The organism is Streptomyces sp. NPDC088785 (assembly GCF_044750685.1).
Classification (GTDB): Bacteria; Actinomycetota; Actinomycetes; order Streptomycetales; family Streptomycetaceae; genus Streptomyces.
Map to the genome: position 1 here is coordinate 26,292 of NZ_JBIVKH010000010.1, position 16,495 is coordinate 42,786.

Consider the following 16,495-nt stretch of genomic DNA (forward strand, 5'->3'; position numbering starts at 1 on the left):
GACGAGGATGAAACGGGGCGGTCGTACTGTTCAGATGGACAGTGACAGACAGTGGGCGGAGCGCCGGTACGCGCGTCTCCGCCAGCCTTTGAGAAGGAGCTTCGCATGCCGGGCGAGACGGACAAGGCAGTACTCGCGGGTGGCTGTTTCTGGGGGATGGAGGACCTGATCCGGAAGCTGCCGGGGGTGCTCTCGACACGCGTCGGGTACACCGGCGGCGACACCCCGAACGCCACGTACCGCAACCACGGCGACCACGCCGAGGCGATCGAGATCGTCTACGACCCGGCGCGGACCGGCTACCGGGACCTTCTGGAGTTCTTCTTCCAGATCCACGACCCGAGCACGAAGGACCGCCAGGGCAACGACATCGGGCGCAGCTACCGCTCGGCGATCTACTACGCCGACGACGCGCAGCGCCGGATCGCCCTGGACACCATCGCGGACGTCGACGCCAGCGGGCTGTGGCCCGGCAAGGTCGTCACCGAGGTGGAGCCGCTGGGCGACTTCTGGCAGGCCGAGCCGGAGCACCAGGACTACCTGGAGCGCTACCCGGACGGATACACCTGCCACTTCCCGCGGGCGAACTGGAAGCTGCCGCGACGGGCCGAGGCGGGGAGCACGTCATGAGTGAGAACGACGCCTTCGGGGACGACGTCTACCAGCCGGACGGGTCCGAGGTGCAGGACGACGAGGGGCTGCTGGACGCGGCGGACACCCTCATGGAGGGTGTCGAGGACCCGCTGGACGAGGGGTACTCGCCGCCGGAGCGCTTCGAGGGCCGCTACGACACGGAGCCCGAGAGCCTGGACGAGCGGCTCGCGGAGGAGGTGCCCGATGTGGCGGCGCCCTCCGGCGACGGGCTCGGCGACACCGACGACACCGACGGTGAGCTGCTGGACGCCGAGGTCGGCGACGCCCGGTCGGGGCGGCTCGTCGCCGAGGAGCTGGACGCGGACGGCGCGGGCCGGGAGTCGCTGACGGCGACCGACGCCGGCATCGACGGGGCGGGTGCCTCGGCCGAGGAGGCCGCCGTGCATCTGATCGACGACGAGAACGGCTGAGCGCCACGGGCCGTCCGGCGCGCCGGACGGCCCGGCCGGCCGGCCCGGTCAGGGCTCGGTGGTCGAGACGACGAAGACCATCGGGTGGTCGCGGTTCGACAGGTTCACCACGATGCTCTGGGTCGGCTCGGGGTCCTTCTGCGTGTGGGTCAGCCCGTACCAGGGGCCGGGGCCGGTGAAGTCCCAGCCGGCGACGTTGCGGTCGCGGGCGCCGATCGTGATGTCGCCCTTCTTCAGGTCGTCGACGGTGTAGCGGTCGTCGACCTCCTTGAGGAAGGTGTCGAGGCCGCCCCGGCTGGTGAGGAACTGGGTGTAGAGGCGGCTGACCTTGTAGTTGTTCGTCTCGTAGTAGGCGACGTTGCGCGAGAAGTGCGGGACGGGCGTCTCGTAGAGCCGTCGCTGCACCTTCGACGGCCAGCCGATGGTGAGGCCGGTCGCGGAGTACTTGGCCTCCTTGTCCTTGCCGCTGTCGCGGCTCTGGTTCGCGGAGATCACCAGGTATCCGGCGGGGATGCCGATGAGCAGCACGATGATCAGGAGGGTGAGGGCGCGGCGGCGGACGGTACGACCGCGCGGCTCCTCCGGCGGGCACGTCTCCTCGTACGGGGACGGAGGCTGGCGGGGCACGGTCATGGCTGGTTTTCCTGTCACTGTTCCACGCGCTCTACTGGTCGTCGGCGCCCGTCGCGGCCCCGCGGGCCTGCGTGAAGCGCTCGTAGCGTTCGTAGCGCTCCACGCGGCGCCGCTTGGCGCGGCGGAACCGGCGGGCGACCAGCCGGGCCAGGTCCGCGGCGCCGACCATGCCGGCCTCGGGGCCGAGCTGGGCGCGCGCGATGCGGGCCTCGGGGCGGTAGCCGCGGCCGGTCAGCTGGCGCTTGAAGGCGTCGCGGGCCGGGGCGATGAGCAGGTCGTCGGCGGCGCTCACCCCGCCGCCGATCACGAAGCACGACGGGTCGAGGGCGGCCGCCAGGTTGGCGATGCCGACGCCGAGCCACTGGCCGATGTCCTGGAGCAGCTCGACGCACATGGCGTCGCCCTCGCGGGCCAGCTCGGTGATGAGCGGCCCGCTGATCTCCGGCACGTTGCCCTGGACCCGCTCGATGATGTTGTAGGCGACCGGGGAGTCCGCCGCCGCGAGTTCGCGGGCCTCTCTGACCAGGGCGTTTCCCGAGCTGTACTGCTCCCAGCAGCCGCGGTTGCCGCACGGGCAGCGGTGGCCGCCGGGCACGACCTGCATGTGGCCGAACTCGCCGGCGACGCCGTACTTGCCGCGTTTGACCTGGCCGTCCTCCAGGATCGCGCCGCCGATGCCGGTGCCGAGGGTGATCATGACGAGGTGGTCCTCGCCGCGGCCCGCGCCGAAGCGCCACTCCGCCCAGGCGGCGGTGTTGGCGTCGTTGTCGACGAGCACCGGGACCGCGAGGCGGCCCGCGAGACGGTCGCGCAGGGGTTCGTTGCGCCAGGAGAGGTGCGGGGCGAACAGGACGCGGTTGCGGTCCGCGTCGACCCAGCCCGCCGCGCCGATGCCGACCGCGTGCACGTCGTGCCGGTCGGACAGGTCAAGCACCAGTTCGCAGATGGTGTCCTCGACGACCTTCGGGCTCTTGGACTTGTCCGGGGTCTCCGTGCGCAGCGTCTCCAGGATGGTGCCGTCCGCGTCGACGACGCCCGCCATCACCTTGGTGCCGCCGATGTCGATGCCCACGGTGGGGACGCGGGGGGCGGTCAGGTGCGAGCGGCGTTCCCGGGTGCCGACGGTCCGCAGGACGGTGGCTCGTGCGCTGCCACGGTGTGCGAGGTCGCGGTAGGTGCTCATTGCGGCGATTCTGCCTCACGGCGCGGGGCTGTCGCATGCCGGGTTTACCGCGTGGCGCCGGGTTGCGTGGTTGCCCGGGCGCCGGTGCGGTTCTCCGTCTGACGGGCCGGCGCCCTTGTCCCGCGGGGTTGCCCGCGGCCCTGGGTGGCTCGCTGGGCGCGACCCGGTGACCGCTTCTTGCGCGGTTCCCCGCGCCCCTGGGTGGCTCGCCGGGCGCGACCCGGTGACCGCATCTCGCGCCATTCCCCGCGCCCCTAGGTCGCACGCCGACCGCAGCCCGGTGGCCGCATCTCGCGCCGTTCCCCGCGCCCCTGGGGCATCTGTCGTGCGCGGCTATCGTCGTGGCTGATCGCGCCGTTCCCCGCGCCCCTAGGTAGTTCGTCGGGCGCGACCCGGTGGCCGCTTCTTGCGCGGTTCCCCGCGCCCCTGGGGCATCTGTCGTGCGCGGCTATCGTCGTGGCTGATCGCGCCGTTCCCCGCACCCCTGGGCAGTTCGTCGGGCGCGGCCCGGTGGCCGCTTCTCGCGCCGTTCCCCGCGCCCCTGAGATGCGCACTGCGTGCGTTATCTCGTCCGGAGCGCTTCACCGCCGCCGGGGGGGGGTGGGACGACGTCCGTGCGTGTTTTTTGGGGGGCGCCACCTGGCCGGCGTCCTGGAGCGGTGCGCGAAGCGCAGCTTCGAGGGGAGGCTGCGCGCCAGCGCATGCCTCAGGGGCGCGGGGAACTGCGCGGCCAGCCACGACGGTGGCGCGGGTGAAAGGCCGACCCCAGCGGGCGGCCGGCCACGACGGTGGCGCGGGTTAAAGGCCGACCCCAGGGGGCGACCAGCCACGACGACGACAGGCGCGCGTCTGGTAGGCCGTCGCCCCAGGGGTGCGGGGCTACTTTTCGGTGCCGTCCGTGGAATGGCCGCCCAAGTGCGTCGGCACCGGCGCGCGCTCCAGTTCGTGGCGGAGGTCGTCCAGCTCGCTGCCGCCGGCCATCTGCCGGGTCAGCTCGTCGAGGGTGATCTCGTCCCGGGTGTGGCTGCCGAACATGCCACCCCGCTTGAGCAGGACGAACCGGTCACCGACGAGATACGCGTGGTGCGGATTGTGAGTGATCAGCACCACGCCGAGCCCGGCGTCCCGCGCCGCGGCGACGTACTTGAGCACGACCCCGGACTGCTTCACCCCGAGCGCCGCCGTCGGCTCGTCCAGGACGAGCACCTTGGCGCCGAAGTACACGGCACGGGCGATCGCGACGCACTGCCGCTCGCCGCCGGACAGCGTCCCGATGGGCTGATCGACGTCGCGCAGGTCGATCCCCATGCGCATCAGCTCGGCGCGGGTGGTGCGGCGCATGAGGTCGACGTCCATGCGCTTGAAGGGGGCGGTGCCCTTCGTCGGCTCCGAGCCGAGGAAGAAGTTGCGCCACACGGGCATCAGCGGCACGACGGCCAGGTCCTGGTAGACCGTGGCGATGCCGTGGTCCAGCGCGTCGCGGGGGTTGCCGAAACTGGCGGGTTCGCCGTCGACCGAGAAGGTGCCCGCGTCGTGCTGGTGCAGACCCGCGATGATCTTGATGAGGGTGGATTTGCCGGCGCCGTTGTCACCGAGCACGCAGGAGATCTCCCCCGCGTTCACGACGAGCGAGACGTCCTCGAGGGCCCGGATGTTGCCGTAGTACTTACTGACGCCGGTCAGCTCGACGAGAGGAGTGGTCGCTCCGCCAGGGGTGGTCATTTGCTCGCCTCCGCGCGCTTGCGGACCCAGTGGTTGAGGAGGGTCGCGAGGAGCAGCATGGCGCCGAGGAAGAACTTGAACCAGTCGGAGTTCCACTCGGCGAACACGATGCCCTTGCTGGTCATGCCGAAGATCAGGGCGCCGATGGCCGCGCCGACCGCGGAGCCGTAGCCGCCGGTGATCAGGCAGCCGCCGATGACGGCCGCGACGATGTAGATCAGCTCGTTGCCGACGCCCTCGCCGGACTGCACCACGTCGTAGGAGAAGAGCAGGTGCTGTCCGGAGATCCAGGCGCCGAACGCGACACCCATGTAGAGGCCGACCTTGGTCTTGTTCACCGGCACGCCGACGGCCCGGGCCGCGTCCACGTCACCGCCGACCGCGAAGATCCAGTTGCCGATGCGGGTGCGGAGCAGGATCCAGGTCGCCACCAGGATCAGGGCCAGCCACCAGACGATGGTGATCTTGAAGTCGACGCCGCCGATGGTGAGCGTCGAGGCGAAGACGTCCTTGCCGGAGGTGAAGCCCTGCATGTCGGCGATGGACTTGGTGGACACGGTGCCGCTGATCAGCTTGGTGAAGCCGAGGTTCATGCCGGTGAGCATCAGGAAGGTGCCCAGCGTGATGATGAAGCTGGGCAGCCTGGTCCGGGTCAGCATGATGCCGTTGAAGGCGCCGATGGCGAGGGTGACCAGGAGCGAGACGCCGACGCCGACCCAGGTGTTCGCCGTCATCTGGTAGCTGAACATCGACGACACCAGCGCCGACGACGTCACGAGGACGCCCGCCGACAGGTCGAACTCGCCGCCGATCATCAGCAGCGCGACCGGTACCGCCATGATGCCGAGGACGGAGGCCGCGTAGAGGACGGTCGCCAGGCTGGTCGCCCGCAGGAAGCTGTCCGCGGCGATCGCGAAGAAGACGAAGACGGCGATCGCGCCGACGACCGAGCCCAGCTCGGGGCGGCCGAGGAGCTTCTTCCACGGCGAGGTCTTCAGGAGCCGTTCGTCGAGCGGGGGCCCGGGCTGTCGCTCCGGAGCTGTGGTGGTCATCGCGTCCCCCTCTTCGCGTACTCCGCCAGCTTCGCGGCCTGCTTCTTGGTGACGATCTGCGGTCCCGTGAGCACCGGCTTGCCGCCGCCGAGCGTGTCGGCGTTGTACTTGTACAGCCACAGCAGGTCCACGGCCTCGTACCCCTGGAGGTAGGGCTGCTGGTCGACGGCGAAGCCGAGGCTGTCGTCCTGGAGGCCCTGGGCCACCTTCTCGTTCAGGTCGAAGGTGTCGACCTCGGCCTTGCTGCCCGCGTCCTGTCCGGCCTTGACGGCGGTGGCGGCGAACGGCGCGCCGAGCGTGACGACCGAGTCGATGGACTTGTCGGCCTGGAGCTTCGCCTCGATGGAGGACTGCACGTCGGGCATGTTGGTGCCGTCGACGTACAGGTTGGTCATCTTGCCGTCGAAGGTCGACCTGGCGCCCGCGCAGCGCTGCTCGTGGCCGACGTTGCCCTGCTCGTGCAGGACGCACAGGGCCTGCTTCTTGCCGCGCTTGTTCAGCTCCTCGCCGACGGCCTCGCCCGCGATCGTCTCGTCCTGCCCGATGTGGGTGAGCGCGCCGAACTTCTTGGACTCGGCGGACCCCGAGTTCACGGTGATGACCGGGATGCCGGCCTTCTCGGCGCGGGCCACGGCCGCCTTCATGGCGTCGGGCTTGGCCAGCGTGACGATGATGCCGTCGACCTTCTTGTCGATGGCGGCGTCCACGAGCTGCGCCTGCTGGTTGCCCTCGTCGCTGTGCGAGTAGAGGAAGTTGATGTTGTCCTTGACGGCCGCCTGCTTGGCACCGTTCTGGACGATGTCCCAGAAGGTGTCCCCGTCGCCCGAATGGGTGATCATGGAGAAGGTCCACCTGGGGGTGTCCACCGCGGCCTTCCCCTGGGCCTGCTGGGCTTTCCTGGCGTCTTCCGCCCGCTTGCCGCCCGTGCTGCTGCATCCCGTCAGTGCGAGGCCGAGAGCCCCCGCCACCGCGATGCTCACCCAGGTCCGAAACCGTGCCACGAGGCCGTGCCCTTCTTGGTCTGCTGCGTTGTCCACCGGGACCGGGCGCCCCGTTCGGCGGCCGGTCCCTAAGGGCCGTTCACCGGCCCTTGGGGACCTCTTTGCGGTCCCAAACGCACAAGTATGGGTCACGGGGATCATCCATCGGTTCACCGGGTACCGCGCGCGGTGTACTTCTCCAGTTCCGGCACGTCCTTGCCGGTGACGAGGGCGGGCCCGGTGAGGACCGGGCGGCCGCCCCCGAGGACGTTCGCGTTGTACGCGTGCAGCCACAGCAGGTCCACCGCCTCGTAGCCCTGGAGGTAGGGCTGCTGGTCGACGGCGAAGGAGACCTCCTTGGCCTTCAGCCGCCGCACGACCTCGGCGTTCAGGTCGAAGGTGGCGATCTCGGCCTTGCTGCCCGCGTCCTGCTTCGCCTTCACCGTGAGGGCCGCGATCGGCGCGCCGAGCGCCACGACGGCGTCGATGGAGCCGTCGGCCTGGAGCTTCGCCTCGACGGCGGCCTGCGAGTCGGGGGCGTTGGTGCCGTCCACGTCGAGGTTCTCGACCGTGCCCCTGAAGGTCTTCTTCACGCCGGCGCAGCGCTGCTCGAGGGAGACGTTGCCCTGCTCGTGGATGACGCACAGGGTCTTCTTGCGGCCCTCCTGGGTCAGCCGGGTGCCGACGGCCTCGCCGGCCACGGCCTCCTCCTGGCCGATGTGGGCGAGCGCGCCGAACTTCCGGGAGAACTCGGATCCGGAGTTGATCGAGACGATCGGGATGCCGGCCGCCTCGGCCTTGGCCAGCACGGACTGCATGGCCTGCGGCTTGGCGAGGGTGACGACGATCCCGTCGACCTTCTTGTCGATCGCGGCCTGGACCAGCTGGGCCTGGCCCTGCGCCTCTTTGTCGTGGGAGTAGAGGAAGGTGATGTTGTCCTTCTTGGCGGCGGCCTTGGCGCCGCTGCGGACGATGTCCCAGAAGGTGTCGCCCTCGCCGGAGTGCGTGATCATCGCGATCTTGAGGCGGGGCGTGTCCACGGCCCGGCCGCCGCCACCGCCGCCGCCGTCGTCCTCGGCCTTCCTGCCACCGGAGCCGCTGCACCCGGCGGCGAGGGCGACCACCGCGACGAGGGCCGCGGCGTGACGGGCTGTACGCGTCGTGAGCATGGTGGAGCCACCTCTCCTCCGGCCGCCCGGTGCGGCTGGGGGAGTTTGTAGCGGGCTCCTACCGCAGCGTCAATGACTTTGTCAGAACATTCGGACTTCGTACGGGTATGGGTGCGGATCGGCGCCGCCCCTACGGGCGCACGAGGAGCTGGAACTCGAAGGAGTAGCGGGACGCCCGGTAGACGTGGGAGGCGAACTCGACGGCCCGGCCCTTGTCGTCGAACGTCGTGCGCTGCATGGTCAGCAGCGGCGCCCCGGCCGGCTCGCCGAGCCGGTCGCCCTCGGCGGGGGTGGCCGCGCGGGCCCCGACGGTCTGCCGGGCGCTGTGCAGGGTGATGCCGGCGGCCCGCATCAGCCGGTACAGGCCGGTGGCCTCCAGGCGGGCGTCGTCGAGCGGGAGCAGGCCGGTCGGCAGGTGGTTGCACAGGTGGGCGACGGGCTCGCCGTGGGCCAGGCGCAGCCGGTCGACGCGGTGCACCTGCTCGCCCTCGCCGACCGCGAGCGCGGCGGCGATCTCGGCGGACGCGGGGACGAGCACATTGCCGAGAACCCGGGTGCCGGGGCGCTGCCCCGCCGCCTCCAGGTCGTCGTAGAGGCTGCTGAGTTCGAGGGGGCGCTTGACCTGGCTGTGCACGACCTGGGTGCCGACGCCGCGGCGGCGCACCAGCAGGCCCTTGTCGACCAGCGACTGGATGGCCTGGCGGACCGTGGGCCGGGACAGGCCGAGGCGGCCGGCCAGCTCGATCTCGTTGCCGAGCAGGCTGCCGGGGGTGAGCGCGCCGTGCTCGATCGCCGCCTCCAGTTGCTGGGACAGCTGGAAGTAGAGCGGGACCGGGCTGCCGCGGTCGACGCTCAGCTCCAGCTGGACGGTGGGATCGGCTCCGGGTTTGGCCACGCGCCGAGCGTAGCGGCGGGAGATGTTGACGGGAAGTCCGGAAGTCCGGTTGTCCGGACAAAGAGGCCCGGGGCGGCGGCCGGGAGACACTCCGGGGTTTGTCAGGACAAAGGATTGACAGCATCTGGGCGGCACGGCACGTTGGGACGCATGCGCATCGGACTCATCGGTACGGGCCGGATCGGCACCTTCCACGCGGGCGTTCTGGAGAGGTACCGGGAGGTGGGCTCGCTCGTCGTCACCGATGTGGCACCGGAGCGGGCCGTCGCCCTCGCCGACCGGATCGGGGCGACGGCGGCGCCGAGCGTCGACGCGCTCTTCGCCTGGGGCGTCGACGCGCTGGTCGTCACCGCCGCGACGGCGGCGCACGCCGAGCTGATCGGGCGGGCGGCGCGGGCCGGTCTGCCGGTGTTCTGCGAGAAGCCGATCGCCCTCGACCTGCCCGGGACGCTGGCCGCCCTCGCCGAGGTGGAGGCGGCCGGGACGGTGCTCCAGCTCGGCTTCCAGCGGCGCTTCGACGCCGGGTACGCGAACGCGCGGGAGATCGTGCGGGCGGGCCGGCTCGGGCGGCTGCACACCGTACGGGCGATGACCTCCGACCCGGCGCCGCCGCCCGCCGCGTACCTGCCGCTGTCGGGCGGGCTCTACCGGGACTGCCTGGTCCACGACTTCGACGCGCTGCGCTGGGTGACCGGACGGGAGGTCGTCGAGGTGTACGCGGCCGGGTCCGACGCGGGCCCCGCCATGTTCCGGGAGGCTGGGGACGTGGACACCGCCGCGGTGGTGCTCACCCTGGACGACGGCACCCTGGCGACGGCGACGGCGACGCGGTGCAACGGCGCGGGGTACGACGTGCGGATGGAGCTGTCCGGGGAGCGGGACACGGTCGTGGTCGGGCTCGACGACCGCACGCCGGTCGCGTCGACGGAGCCGTCGGGTCCGCCCGCCGCCGACAAGCCCTGGCCGGGCTTCCTGGAGCGGTTCGCGCCCGCGTACGAGGCGGAGCTGAAGGCGTTCGTGGATGTGGTGCGCGGGGTGCGGCGCAATCCGTGCGACGGGTGGGAGGCGCTGGCGGCGCTCCGGGTGGCGGAGGCCTGCGAGGTGTCGCGGCGCGAGCGGCGGGTGGTCCGGGTCGCCGAGGTCGCCGGGGGACGGTGAGGGCGCGGCCCGCCGACCGGTGCCGGGTGCCCGGTGCCGGGGCGGGCCGCGGGGTGGCCGGGCCCGCCGCTGCCCGCGCGACCTAAGTCGGTCCCCCGGCGACCTTCGGCCGATGCCCCCGGTCCTGCGGCGCGCCTAGCGTCGGGGGCATGCGTGGTGAACCCCTTCCGAAGCACCGGCTGCGGCTCGCGTTCGGGCTGTTCCTGCTGGCGCCGCTCGTCGGCGAGTTCCTGCTGGGCAACCAGCCGGTCACCCAGCTGCCCGGGCTCGTCCTGTTCGCCCCGCTGTACGGCGGCGGGGCGCTGCTGATCCGGGAGGCCGCCCGGCGCGCCGGGCGCGGCTGGCCCACGATGATCGTGCTGGCGGCCGCGTACGCCCTGGTCGAGGAGGGGCCCGTCGACCAGATGCTGTGGAACCCGCACTACGGCGGCTTCGACATCGGCGCCGCCTACGCGGCGACCCACGTGCCGCTGCTCGGTACGAGCGTGCAGCTGCTCCAGGACGTCCTGGCGATGCACACCGTCTGGAGCGTCTGCGTCCCGATCGCCCTCGTGGAGACGTTCGCCCGGGACCGCACGCGGCCGTGGCTGGGCGGCGTCGGACTCGCGGTGACCGCGCTGGTGTTCGGGGCGGGCGCCGTCTTCCTGGGGTACGCGCAGGCGGAGTCGGAGCACTTCGTCGCGTCGGCCGGGCAGTTCGCGGGCGCCGGGGCCGCGATCGTCGCGCTGATCGCACTGGCCTTCGCCGTCGGGCGCCGGCCGGGCCCGCGCCGGGACGCGCCCGCGCCCGCACCGGCGGCGGTGGGCCTCGCCGCGTTCGCCGTGTCCAGCGCCTACTGGGCCCGTGACCTGCTGCCCGACGAGGCCGTGCCCGCCTGGGTGCTGGTCGGCACGTGGTGCGTCCTGGCAGCCGGGGCCGTGGTGCTGTTCGGCCGCTGGGCGCGCGGCCGCGGCTGGGACGCCCGGCACCGGCTGGCGCTGGCCGGCGGGGCGCTGCTCACCTACGCCTGGGTCGGCTTCGAGCACGGCTGGGACATGGGCGTGCCGCACACCCTGAGCGTGTCCGGCAATGTCCTGTTCGCCGGTGGGGCGCTGCTGCTCCTGGCCCTCGCGGCCCGCACCGTGCGCCGGCGTGCGGCGGCCCGGCCGCGCCGGGGCGTCCCGGCGACCGCGCGGTGAGGGCCGCGCCCCGGCCCGCGGTGGGCCCGCTCCGCGCGGTCGCTACCAGCGCACCCGCAGGGTGCGGACCCCGCGCATCAGCACCCCGGGCAGCCAGCTGTCCGGCGCCTCGGCCAGGGCCAGGTCCGGGCAGCGGTCGAGGAGGGAGCGCAGCGCGATCCGGCCCTCCAGGCGGGCGAGCGGCGCGCCCAGGCAGTAGTGGATGCCGTGCCCGAAGGCCAGATGGCCGCGCGGCGCACGGCGGATGTCGAAGCGGCCGGCGTCGGGGAAGCGCTCCGGGTCGCGGTCGGCGTCGCCGATCGCGATGAGGACGGGGACGCCCGCGGGAATGACCGTGCCGCCGATCTCCAGCTGTTCGGTGGTGAAGCGGTGGGTGGCCGTCTCGACCGGGCCGTCGTAGCGCAGCATCTCCTCCACCGCGCCGTCCAGGAGGCTCATGTCGGCGCGCAGCGCGGCGAGTTGGTCCGGGTGGTCGAGGAGTGCGCGTACGCCGTTGCCGATCAGGTTCACCGTGGTCTCGTGGCCGGCGACGAGCAGGAGGAAGGCCATGCCCCGCAGCTCGGCGGCGGACAGCCGGTCGCCGTCCTCGGCGGTGGTCCTGATCAGCGCGCTCAGCAGGTCGTCGGCGGGCGGCGCGGACCGCTTGGCCTCGATCAGGTCGTCCAGGAAGCCGGCGATCTCGACGTGGGCCGCGGCCGCCTCCTCGTCGGACGTCGGCGCCACCACCTGGGTCGACATCCGGCGGAACCGGTCGCGGTCGATGTCGGGCACGCCGAGCAGCTCGCAGATGACGACGAACGGGAGCGGGAAGGCGAGGGCCGCGATCAGGTCGGCGGCGCCGCGCGGCACCATGGCGTCGAGCAGTTCGTCGGTGATCTTCTGGATGCGCGGGGCGAGCGCCGCCACCCGGCCGGGGGTGAACTCGCGGGTGACGAGCGAGCGCAGCCTGCCGTGCTCCGGCGGGTCGGCGAAGAGCAGGTGCGGGCCGATGAGGTCGCCCGCCATGTCCCACGGCGGCGACTTGGCCAGGCGCGGGTCGGTGAACGCGGCGCGCGCCGCCTCGTGCCCGACGATCAGCCACAGCTCCTCGGCGGGGCCGGGGCCCGGCGTGCGCACGTGGTGGACGGGGCCGCGGGCCCGCAGCTCCTCGTACACGGGGTACGGGTCGGCGTAGAACCCCGCCCGGCCGCCGGCCGCGTACACGTCGAGGTCGATGATGTCCGCCATGCCGTGTGTCCTCCCGGTCCCCGAGACGCGCCGCGCCCACGTGTCTCCCGTGTTCAACTCGCGCCGCTCACGATCGGTTCCCGGCGGGTGCCTCCCGTCTCCAGGAATCGGGCGAGGGGCAGGGTGGCCGCGCCGACGGTGACGGCGTCCGGGCCGAGCCGGCCCAGCTCGACGGTGGTCTGTGCGAAGGGGTGGCGCAGCGCGTACGCGGCGGCGGCCCTGCGCACGGGTTCGATCAGGCGCGGGCCGAGCAGCAGCCCCGCCCATCCGCCGACGACGATCCGCTCGGGGTTGAAGAGGTTCACGAGGTCGGCGATGCCCGCGCCGAGGAATTCGGCCGTCTCGTCCAGCACGCCCGCGGCGGAGGGGTCTTCGAGGAGTTCGGCGAGGGCGCCCTCCTCGTCCGGGGCGGACCAGCTGCCGCCGGCCTCCCGCCACCGTTCGAGCAGCGCCTCCGCGCCGACGTACGCCTCCAGGCAGCCGCGCGCGCCGCACCGGCACTCCCGCCCGCCGACCCGGAGCACGGTGTGGCCCCACTCCCCCGCGCTGGACGAGGAGCCCTGGTAGGGCACGCCGTCGGCGATGACGCAGGCGCCGACGCCGGAGCCGATGAGGGTGATCACGGCGTTGCGGGCGCCGCGGCCCGCGCCGAACCACATCTCGGCGCGGCCGAGCGTCTTCGCGCCGTTGTCGACGACCAGCGGCAGCTCGGCGAGGAGGGCGCCCTCCGCGCGGAGCATCGCCTCCAGCGGGACGGCCTCCCAGCCGATGGTCTGGCCGTGCACGACGGCGCCCTGGGGGCCGGAGGCGTCGACGATGCCGGGGACGCCGATGCCGACGCCGATGAGCGAGGCGGGGGCGATCGCCGCCCCGGCGATGACGCGGGTGAGCCCGTCCGCGATCAGCCGCACCACGCCCTCGGCGTCGTAGCGGCCGTCGGGCAACGGGGCCTCGACGCGGGCGAGTTCGTTCAGGGAGAGGTCGAACAGCTCGACGCGGACCCGGGTCTCGCCGACGTCCACGCCCGCGAGGTGGCCGCTGCCGGGCGCGACCCGCAGCAGGGTGCGCGGGCGTCCGCCGTCGGAGTCGACGGAGCCGGCCTCCTCGACCAGGCCGTCGCCGGCCAGTTCGGTGACGACGTTGCTGATGGAGCCCGAGCTGAGGCCGGTCAGCGGGCCCAGCTCCTGTCTGCTGAGCGGCCCTTCGAAGTAGAGCTTGCTCAGTACGGTCGCCCGGTTGTTGCGGCGCAGATCGCGCACTGTCCGCCGACGTGGTCCTGCCATGCCTGGCTTCCGCCCCCTTCACCCAACAGCGTCCAGCTCTTGGATCACGGTGTGAATTTACCCCGGCCGGGGGCCGGATCAGCCTTCGTCGAGCAGCCCGGCGTCGTGGACGAGCAGCGCGATCTGCACCCGGTTGTTGAGGCCGAGCCGGGCCATGACCCGTGAGACGTGGGTCTTGACGGTGGCGACGCTCATGTAGAGCGTCGCGGCGATCTGCGCGTTGGACTTCCCGCGGCCCACCTCGACGGCCACCTCCCGCTCCCGGTCGGCGAGTTCGCCGATGCGGGTGCGGGCCCCGGCCGTGCGGGCCGCGCGCTCGGAGGCGGCGGCGTGCGTCATCAGCTGGCGGGTCACGGCGGGCGACAGGACCGGGTCCCCGGCGGCGACGCTGCGCACCGCGCCGAGGATGTCGGCGGGCGAGGCGTCCTTGAGCACGAAGCCGGCGGCGCCCGCGCGCAGCGCCCGCAGCACCTGCTCGTCGGCGTGGAAGGTGGTGAGGACGACGACCTCGGGGGCGTCCGCGCGGGACCGCAGCCGCTCGGTGGCGGTCAGGCCGTCGAGGACGGGCATGCGGATGTCCATGAGGACGACGTCGGGCCCGAGCGTGCCGGCCAGCGTCAGCGCCTGCGCGCCGTCGGCGGCCTCGCCGACGATCTCGACGTCGTCGGCGCCGCTTAGCATGAACCGCAGGCCGGAGCGGACCAGGGGGTCGTCGTCGACGAGCAGCAACCGGATCGCGTTCATGGCCCCCACCGTAGTTCGGGCGCCGGGGTGCGGGTCCCCGGTGGGCCGCCGTGTCACCCGCTCCACGGCAGCCAGGCATGGACGAGGAACCCGCCGTCGGCGGCCGGCCCGTGGTCGAGCCGCCCGCCGGCGAGGGTCGCCCGTTCGGTCAGTCCGATCAGGCCCTGGCCCGAGCCGGGCACGTGCGGCACGGCGCCGGGCGGCGGCGGGTTGCGCACCGAGATGGTCAGTCCCTCGCCCGGGGCGCCGGTGACGGTGACGGCGACCTCGGCGCCGGGGGCGTGCTTGCGGGCGTTGGTCAGGCCCTCCTGGGCGATGCGGTAGGCGGTGCGGCCGGTGGAGGCGGGGACGGCCTTGGGGTCGGGGACGCGGTTGTCGAGGCGTACCGCCATGCCGGCCTCGCGGGACTCGGCGACCAGGGTGTCCAGGGCGACGAGGGTGGGCTGCGGGCGGCCGGACTCCTCGCCGTGGTCGGCGGCGCGCAGCACGCCGATGATCTCCCGCAGGTCCTGGAGCGCCTCGTGGGCGCTCTCCCGGATGACCCCGGCGGCGCGGGCGATCTCCTCCTGGGGTGCGCCGGGCCGGAACTCCAGGGCGCCCGCGTGCACGCTCAGCAGGGTGAGCCGGTGGGCGAGCACGTCGTGCATCTCGCGGGCGATGGCCTCGCGGGCCAGCCGCTGGGCGTTCTCGGCGCGCAGCGCCGCCTCGTTCTCGGCGCGGACGGCCCGGTCGCGCAGCGACATCAGCAGCTGGCGCCGGGAGCGGACGAACATGCCCCAGCCGACGACCGCGACGGTGGCGATCAGGGTGAAGGTGACGGAGACGCCCCAGGGCGAGTCGGGGTCGGGGCGCAGCCAGAAGAAGACCGGGACGAGCACGAGGTCGGTGCCCGCGACCCAGGCGACGGCGCGGAGCGGGCGGTGCACGGCGAGGGTGAACAGGGCGATCATCGCGGCGCCGCCCGCGGTGTTCGAGAGGAACCCCACGGGGACCATGGCGAGGGCGAAGCCGAGCGGCCAGCGGCGGCGCAGCCAGACCCCGGCGCAGGCCAGCGCGCCGAGCACCTGGTCGACCATGGCGAGGGCGCGCGGGGTGTCCGGGTCGTCCCAGACCTGTTCGGCGAGGATCAGGCCGCAGAAGACGGCGACGACGAAGCAGCTGAAGTCGACGATCCAGTCGCGGGCGGTGCGCCGCCTGGGTCCGGGGCGGCCGTCGGAGTCGAGGTCGAGGTCGTCGGCGACCGACGAGGGCAGCCAGCGTCGCCACGGCGGCGGCCCGGCCACCGGTCCCGCGGGGTCCGCCGTCTGCTGATGCTGCGTGGCCTCCATGGTCGACAAATCTACGCACCATGGGCGGCGCGCACCGCTTCGTGCGGTGCCCCGGGGCCGAAAGTCGGTGCGCGGGAGACTTTGGTCGCGTTCCGCCGGGCCGTTCGCCTCCTTGTGTCGCGCGGGTCCCGCCCCGCGGCCGATGTGCGTGGGGGGTCCGCGGGGCGAGGGTTCCCGGCATGAACAACAAGGGGTTGCGGACGGTGCTGGAGATCATCGGCACGATCGCCCTGGTCCAGGGCGCGGTGGGACTGATCCACGCGTTCACCGGCCGGCTGGGCTGGGGGCTCGTCGGGCGGGTCCCCTTCGTCGGCGGCCACGAGGTCTACGGGAGCATCGCGCTGGTCGTGCTCGCGATCGCCCTGTTCGCGGCCGCCGACAGCCAGAAGGGGGACTGAGCGGGACTGAGGGGACTGAGGGGACTGAGCGGGACTGCGCGGGTCAGGGTCTCAGCAGGTGTGGTCGACGAGGTCGAACGAGGCGTAGTGGTCGGCCGTGTAGTAGTCCTCGTCGCCGGCCTCGCCGGTGACGACGCGGCGTGCGCCGCGGTCGGACGAGCCCGGCGTGATGACCGTGTACTCGTGGTAGTAGCCGGTGGATCGCGACGGCAGGACGCCCTCGCGGTTCTGGAACACCGTCCCGTCCTGCGGGTACGGGAACGGGCCGCCGGCCTCGATCAGGTCGAGGGTGTCGTGCGCCTGGGCGGGCAGGGCGGAGAGGCAGACGTCGCCGACCGCGGCCGCGGCCGGGGCGGAGAGCGGAGCGGGGGCCGAGGCGGCGGTGGGGGCGGCCTGGGCGGCGACGGTGGCGGGGCCACCGATGAAGAGTGCGGCGGCGAGGGCGGCGACGCTGAGCATGCGTGGGGGTGTCTTCATGCCT

At 73.0% G+C, this 16,495-nt stretch carries 17 protein-coding genes; 5 read left to right on the plus strand and 12 right to left on the minus strand.

Annotated features, from left to right (window positions below; genetic code table 11):
- Positions 1-105: 105 nt before the first annotated feature.
- Entirely contained in the window at positions 106-630 is a 525-nt protein-coding gene (gene msrA / locus ACIP5K_RS24950) for a peptide-methionine (S)-S-oxide reductase MsrA (RefSeq protein WP_401412814.1), read from the plus strand.
- Positions 627-1,064 (plus strand): DUF5709 domain-containing protein, encoded by a 438-nt coding sequence (locus ACIP5K_RS24955; RefSeq protein ID WP_401412816.1) that lies wholly within the window; start codon positions 627-629, stop codon positions 1,062-1,064. Before msrA ends, ACIP5K_RS24955 begins: the two co-directional genes overlap by 4 nt.
- A 48-nt stretch (positions 1,065-1,112) precedes the next feature.
- Here the strand turns inward: ACIP5K_RS24955 and ACIP5K_RS24960 are convergent, their stop codons facing one another.
- The 7 genes from ACIP5K_RS24960 to ACIP5K_RS24990 form a co-directional block, all read right to left on the minus strand.
- Complete coding sequence (locus ACIP5K_RS24960) at positions 1,113-1,697, minus strand: sugar kinase (RefSeq protein ID WP_401412818.1); 585 nt, start codon at positions 1,695-1,697, stop codon at positions 1,113-1,115.
- A 31-nt stretch (positions 1,698-1,728) separates the two neighbouring features.
- Entirely contained in the window at positions 1,729-2,880 is a 1,152-nt protein-coding gene (locus ACIP5K_RS24965) for an ROK family glucokinase (protein WP_401412820.1), read from the minus strand.
- Between the two features lie 879 nt (positions 2,881-3,759).
- Entirely contained in the window at positions 3,760-4,602 is an 843-nt protein-coding gene (locus tag ACIP5K_RS24970; protein WP_401412823.1) for an ATP-binding cassette domain-containing protein, read from the minus strand.
- The gene (locus ACIP5K_RS24975) at positions 4,599-5,654 is read right to left on the minus strand and encodes an ABC transporter permease (protein ID WP_401412825.1); all 1,056 of its coding nucleotides are present in this window, start codon (positions 5,652-5,654) and stop codon (positions 4,599-4,601) included. Before ACIP5K_RS24975 ends, ACIP5K_RS24970 begins: the two co-directional genes overlap by 4 nt.
- Positions 5,651-6,655 carry a sugar ABC transporter substrate-binding protein gene (locus ACIP5K_RS24980; RefSeq protein WP_401412827.1) on the minus strand — a complete coding sequence of 335 codons (1,005 nt, stop codon included), beginning with the start codon at positions 6,653-6,655 and terminating at the stop codon, positions 5,651-5,653. The genes ACIP5K_RS24975 and ACIP5K_RS24980 overlap by 4 nt, the downstream gene beginning before the upstream one ends.
- 149 nt (positions 6,656-6,804) lie before the next feature.
- Positions 6,805-7,803 (minus strand): sugar ABC transporter substrate-binding protein, encoded by a 999-nt coding sequence (locus ACIP5K_RS24985; RefSeq protein WP_401412830.1) that lies wholly within the window; start codon positions 7,801-7,803, stop codon positions 6,805-6,807.
- Between the two features lie 130 nt (positions 7,804-7,933).
- A complete protein-coding gene (locus tag ACIP5K_RS24990; RefSeq protein ID WP_401412832.1) occupies positions 7,934-8,698 on the minus strand; it encodes a GntR family transcriptional regulator in 765 nt (254 codons plus the stop codon).
- A gap of 150 nt (positions 8,699-8,848) precedes the next feature.
- Between ACIP5K_RS24990 and ACIP5K_RS24995 the strand changes: the two genes are divergently transcribed.
- Positions 8,849-9,856 (plus strand): Gfo/Idh/MocA family oxidoreductase, encoded by a 1,008-nt coding sequence (locus ACIP5K_RS24995; protein ID WP_401412833.1) that lies wholly within the window; start codon positions 8,849-8,851, stop codon positions 9,854-9,856.
- A 149-nt stretch (positions 9,857-10,005) separates the two neighbouring features.
- A complete protein-coding gene (locus ACIP5K_RS25000; protein ID WP_401412835.1) occupies positions 10,006-11,034 on the plus strand; it encodes a hypothetical protein in 1,029 nt (342 codons plus the stop codon).
- A gap of 42 nt (positions 11,035-11,076) precedes the next feature.
- Here the strand turns inward: ACIP5K_RS25000 and ACIP5K_RS25005 are convergent, their stop codons facing one another.
- The 4 genes from ACIP5K_RS25005 to ACIP5K_RS25020 all read right to left on the minus strand — a co-directional run bounded on the left by ACIP5K_RS25005 (position 11,077) and on the right by ACIP5K_RS25020 (position 15,616).
- Entirely contained in the window at positions 11,077-12,261 is a 1,185-nt protein-coding gene (locus ACIP5K_RS25005) for a cytochrome P450 (protein WP_401412836.1), read from the minus strand.
- 53 nt (positions 12,262-12,314) lie between these two features.
- Positions 12,315-13,544 (minus strand): ROK family protein, encoded by a 1,230-nt coding sequence (locus ACIP5K_RS25010; RefSeq protein ID WP_401412838.1) that lies wholly within the window; start codon positions 13,542-13,544, stop codon positions 12,315-12,317.
- Between the two features lie 78 nt (positions 13,545-13,622).
- Positions 13,623-14,288 (minus strand): response regulator, encoded by a 666-nt coding sequence (locus ACIP5K_RS25015; protein ID WP_401412840.1) that lies wholly within the window; start codon positions 14,286-14,288, stop codon positions 13,623-13,625.
- A gap of 53 nt (positions 14,289-14,341) precedes the next feature.
- The gene (locus ACIP5K_RS25020) at positions 14,342-15,616 is read right to left on the minus strand and encodes a sensor histidine kinase (RefSeq protein WP_401412841.1); all 1,275 of its coding nucleotides are present in this window, start codon (positions 15,614-15,616) and stop codon (positions 14,342-14,344) included.
- A gap of 179 nt (positions 15,617-15,795) precedes the next feature.
- Between ACIP5K_RS25020 and ACIP5K_RS25025 the strand changes: the two genes are divergently transcribed.
- Positions 15,796-16,014: a hypothetical protein gene (locus ACIP5K_RS25025; RefSeq protein ID WP_401412843.1), complete on the plus strand. Its 219-nt coding sequence runs from the start codon at positions 15,796-15,798 to the stop codon at positions 16,012-16,014.
- Positions 16,015-16,065: 51 nt separating this feature from the next.
- On the opposite strand, the gene ACIP5K_RS25030 is transcribed toward ACIP5K_RS25025, so the two are convergent.
- Positions 16,066-16,491, minus strand: coding sequence for a ribonuclease (locus tag ACIP5K_RS25030; protein ID WP_401412846.1), 426 nt, complete (start codon positions 16,489-16,491; stop codon positions 16,066-16,068).
- Positions 16,492-16,495: the final 4 nt, after the last annotated feature.

Bases quoted from the DNA above. Each gene is read 5' to 3' on its own strand.
- ACIP5K_RS24955 (WP_401412816.1), top strand. From the start codon at position 627: ATGAGTGAGAACGACGCCTTCGGGGACGACGTCTACCAGCCGGACGGG.
- ACIP5K_RS25030 (WP_401412846.1), bottom strand. From the start codon at position 16,491: ATGAAGACACCCCCACGCATGCTCAGCGTCGCCGCCCTCGCCGCCGCA.
- ACIP5K_RS25005 (WP_401412836.1), bottom strand. From the start codon at position 12,261: ATGGCGGACATCATCGACCTCGACGTGTACGCGGCCGGCGGCCGGGCG.
- ACIP5K_RS24995 (WP_401412833.1), top strand. From the start codon at position 8,849: ATGCGCATCGGACTCATCGGTACGGGCCGGATCGGCACCTTCCACGCG.
- ACIP5K_RS25025 (WP_401412843.1), top strand. From the start codon at position 15,796: ATGAACAACAAGGGGTTGCGGACGGTGCTGGAGATCATCGGCACGATC.
- ACIP5K_RS25000 (WP_401412835.1), top strand. From the start codon at position 10,006: ATGCGTGGTGAACCCCTTCCGAAGCACCGGCTGCGGCTCGCGTTCGGG.
- ACIP5K_RS24975 (WP_401412825.1), bottom strand. From the start codon at position 5,654: ATGACCACCACAGCTCCGGAGCGACAGCCCGGGCCCCCGCTCGACGAA.
- ACIP5K_RS25020 (WP_401412841.1), bottom strand. From the start codon at position 15,616: ATGGAGGCCACGCAGCATCAGCAGACGGCGGACCCCGCGGGACCGGTG.
- ACIP5K_RS25010 (WP_401412838.1), bottom strand. From the start codon at position 13,544: ATGGCAGGACCACGTCGGCGGACAGTGCGCGATCTGCGCCGCAACAAC.
- ACIP5K_RS24960 (WP_401412818.1), bottom strand. From the start codon at position 1,697: ATGACCGTGCCCCGCCAGCCTCCGTCCCCGTACGAGGAGACGTGCCCG.
- ACIP5K_RS25015 (WP_401412840.1), bottom strand. From the start codon at position 14,288: ATGAACGCGATCCGGTTGCTGCTCGTCGACGACGACCCCCTGGTCCGC.
- ACIP5K_RS24965 (WP_401412820.1), bottom strand. From the start codon at position 2,880: ATGAGCACCTACCGCGACCTCGCACACCGTGGCAGCGCACGAGCCACC.
- msrA (WP_401412814.1), top strand. From the start codon at position 106: ATGCCGGGCGAGACGGACAAGGCAGTACTCGCGGGTGGCTGTTTCTGG.
- ACIP5K_RS24970 (WP_401412823.1), bottom strand. From the start codon at position 4,602: ATGACCACCCCTGGCGGAGCGACCACTCCTCTCGTCGAGCTGACCGGC.
- ACIP5K_RS24985 (WP_401412830.1), bottom strand. From the start codon at position 7,803: ATGCTCACGACGCGTACAGCCCGTCACGCCGCGGCCCTCGTCGCGGTG.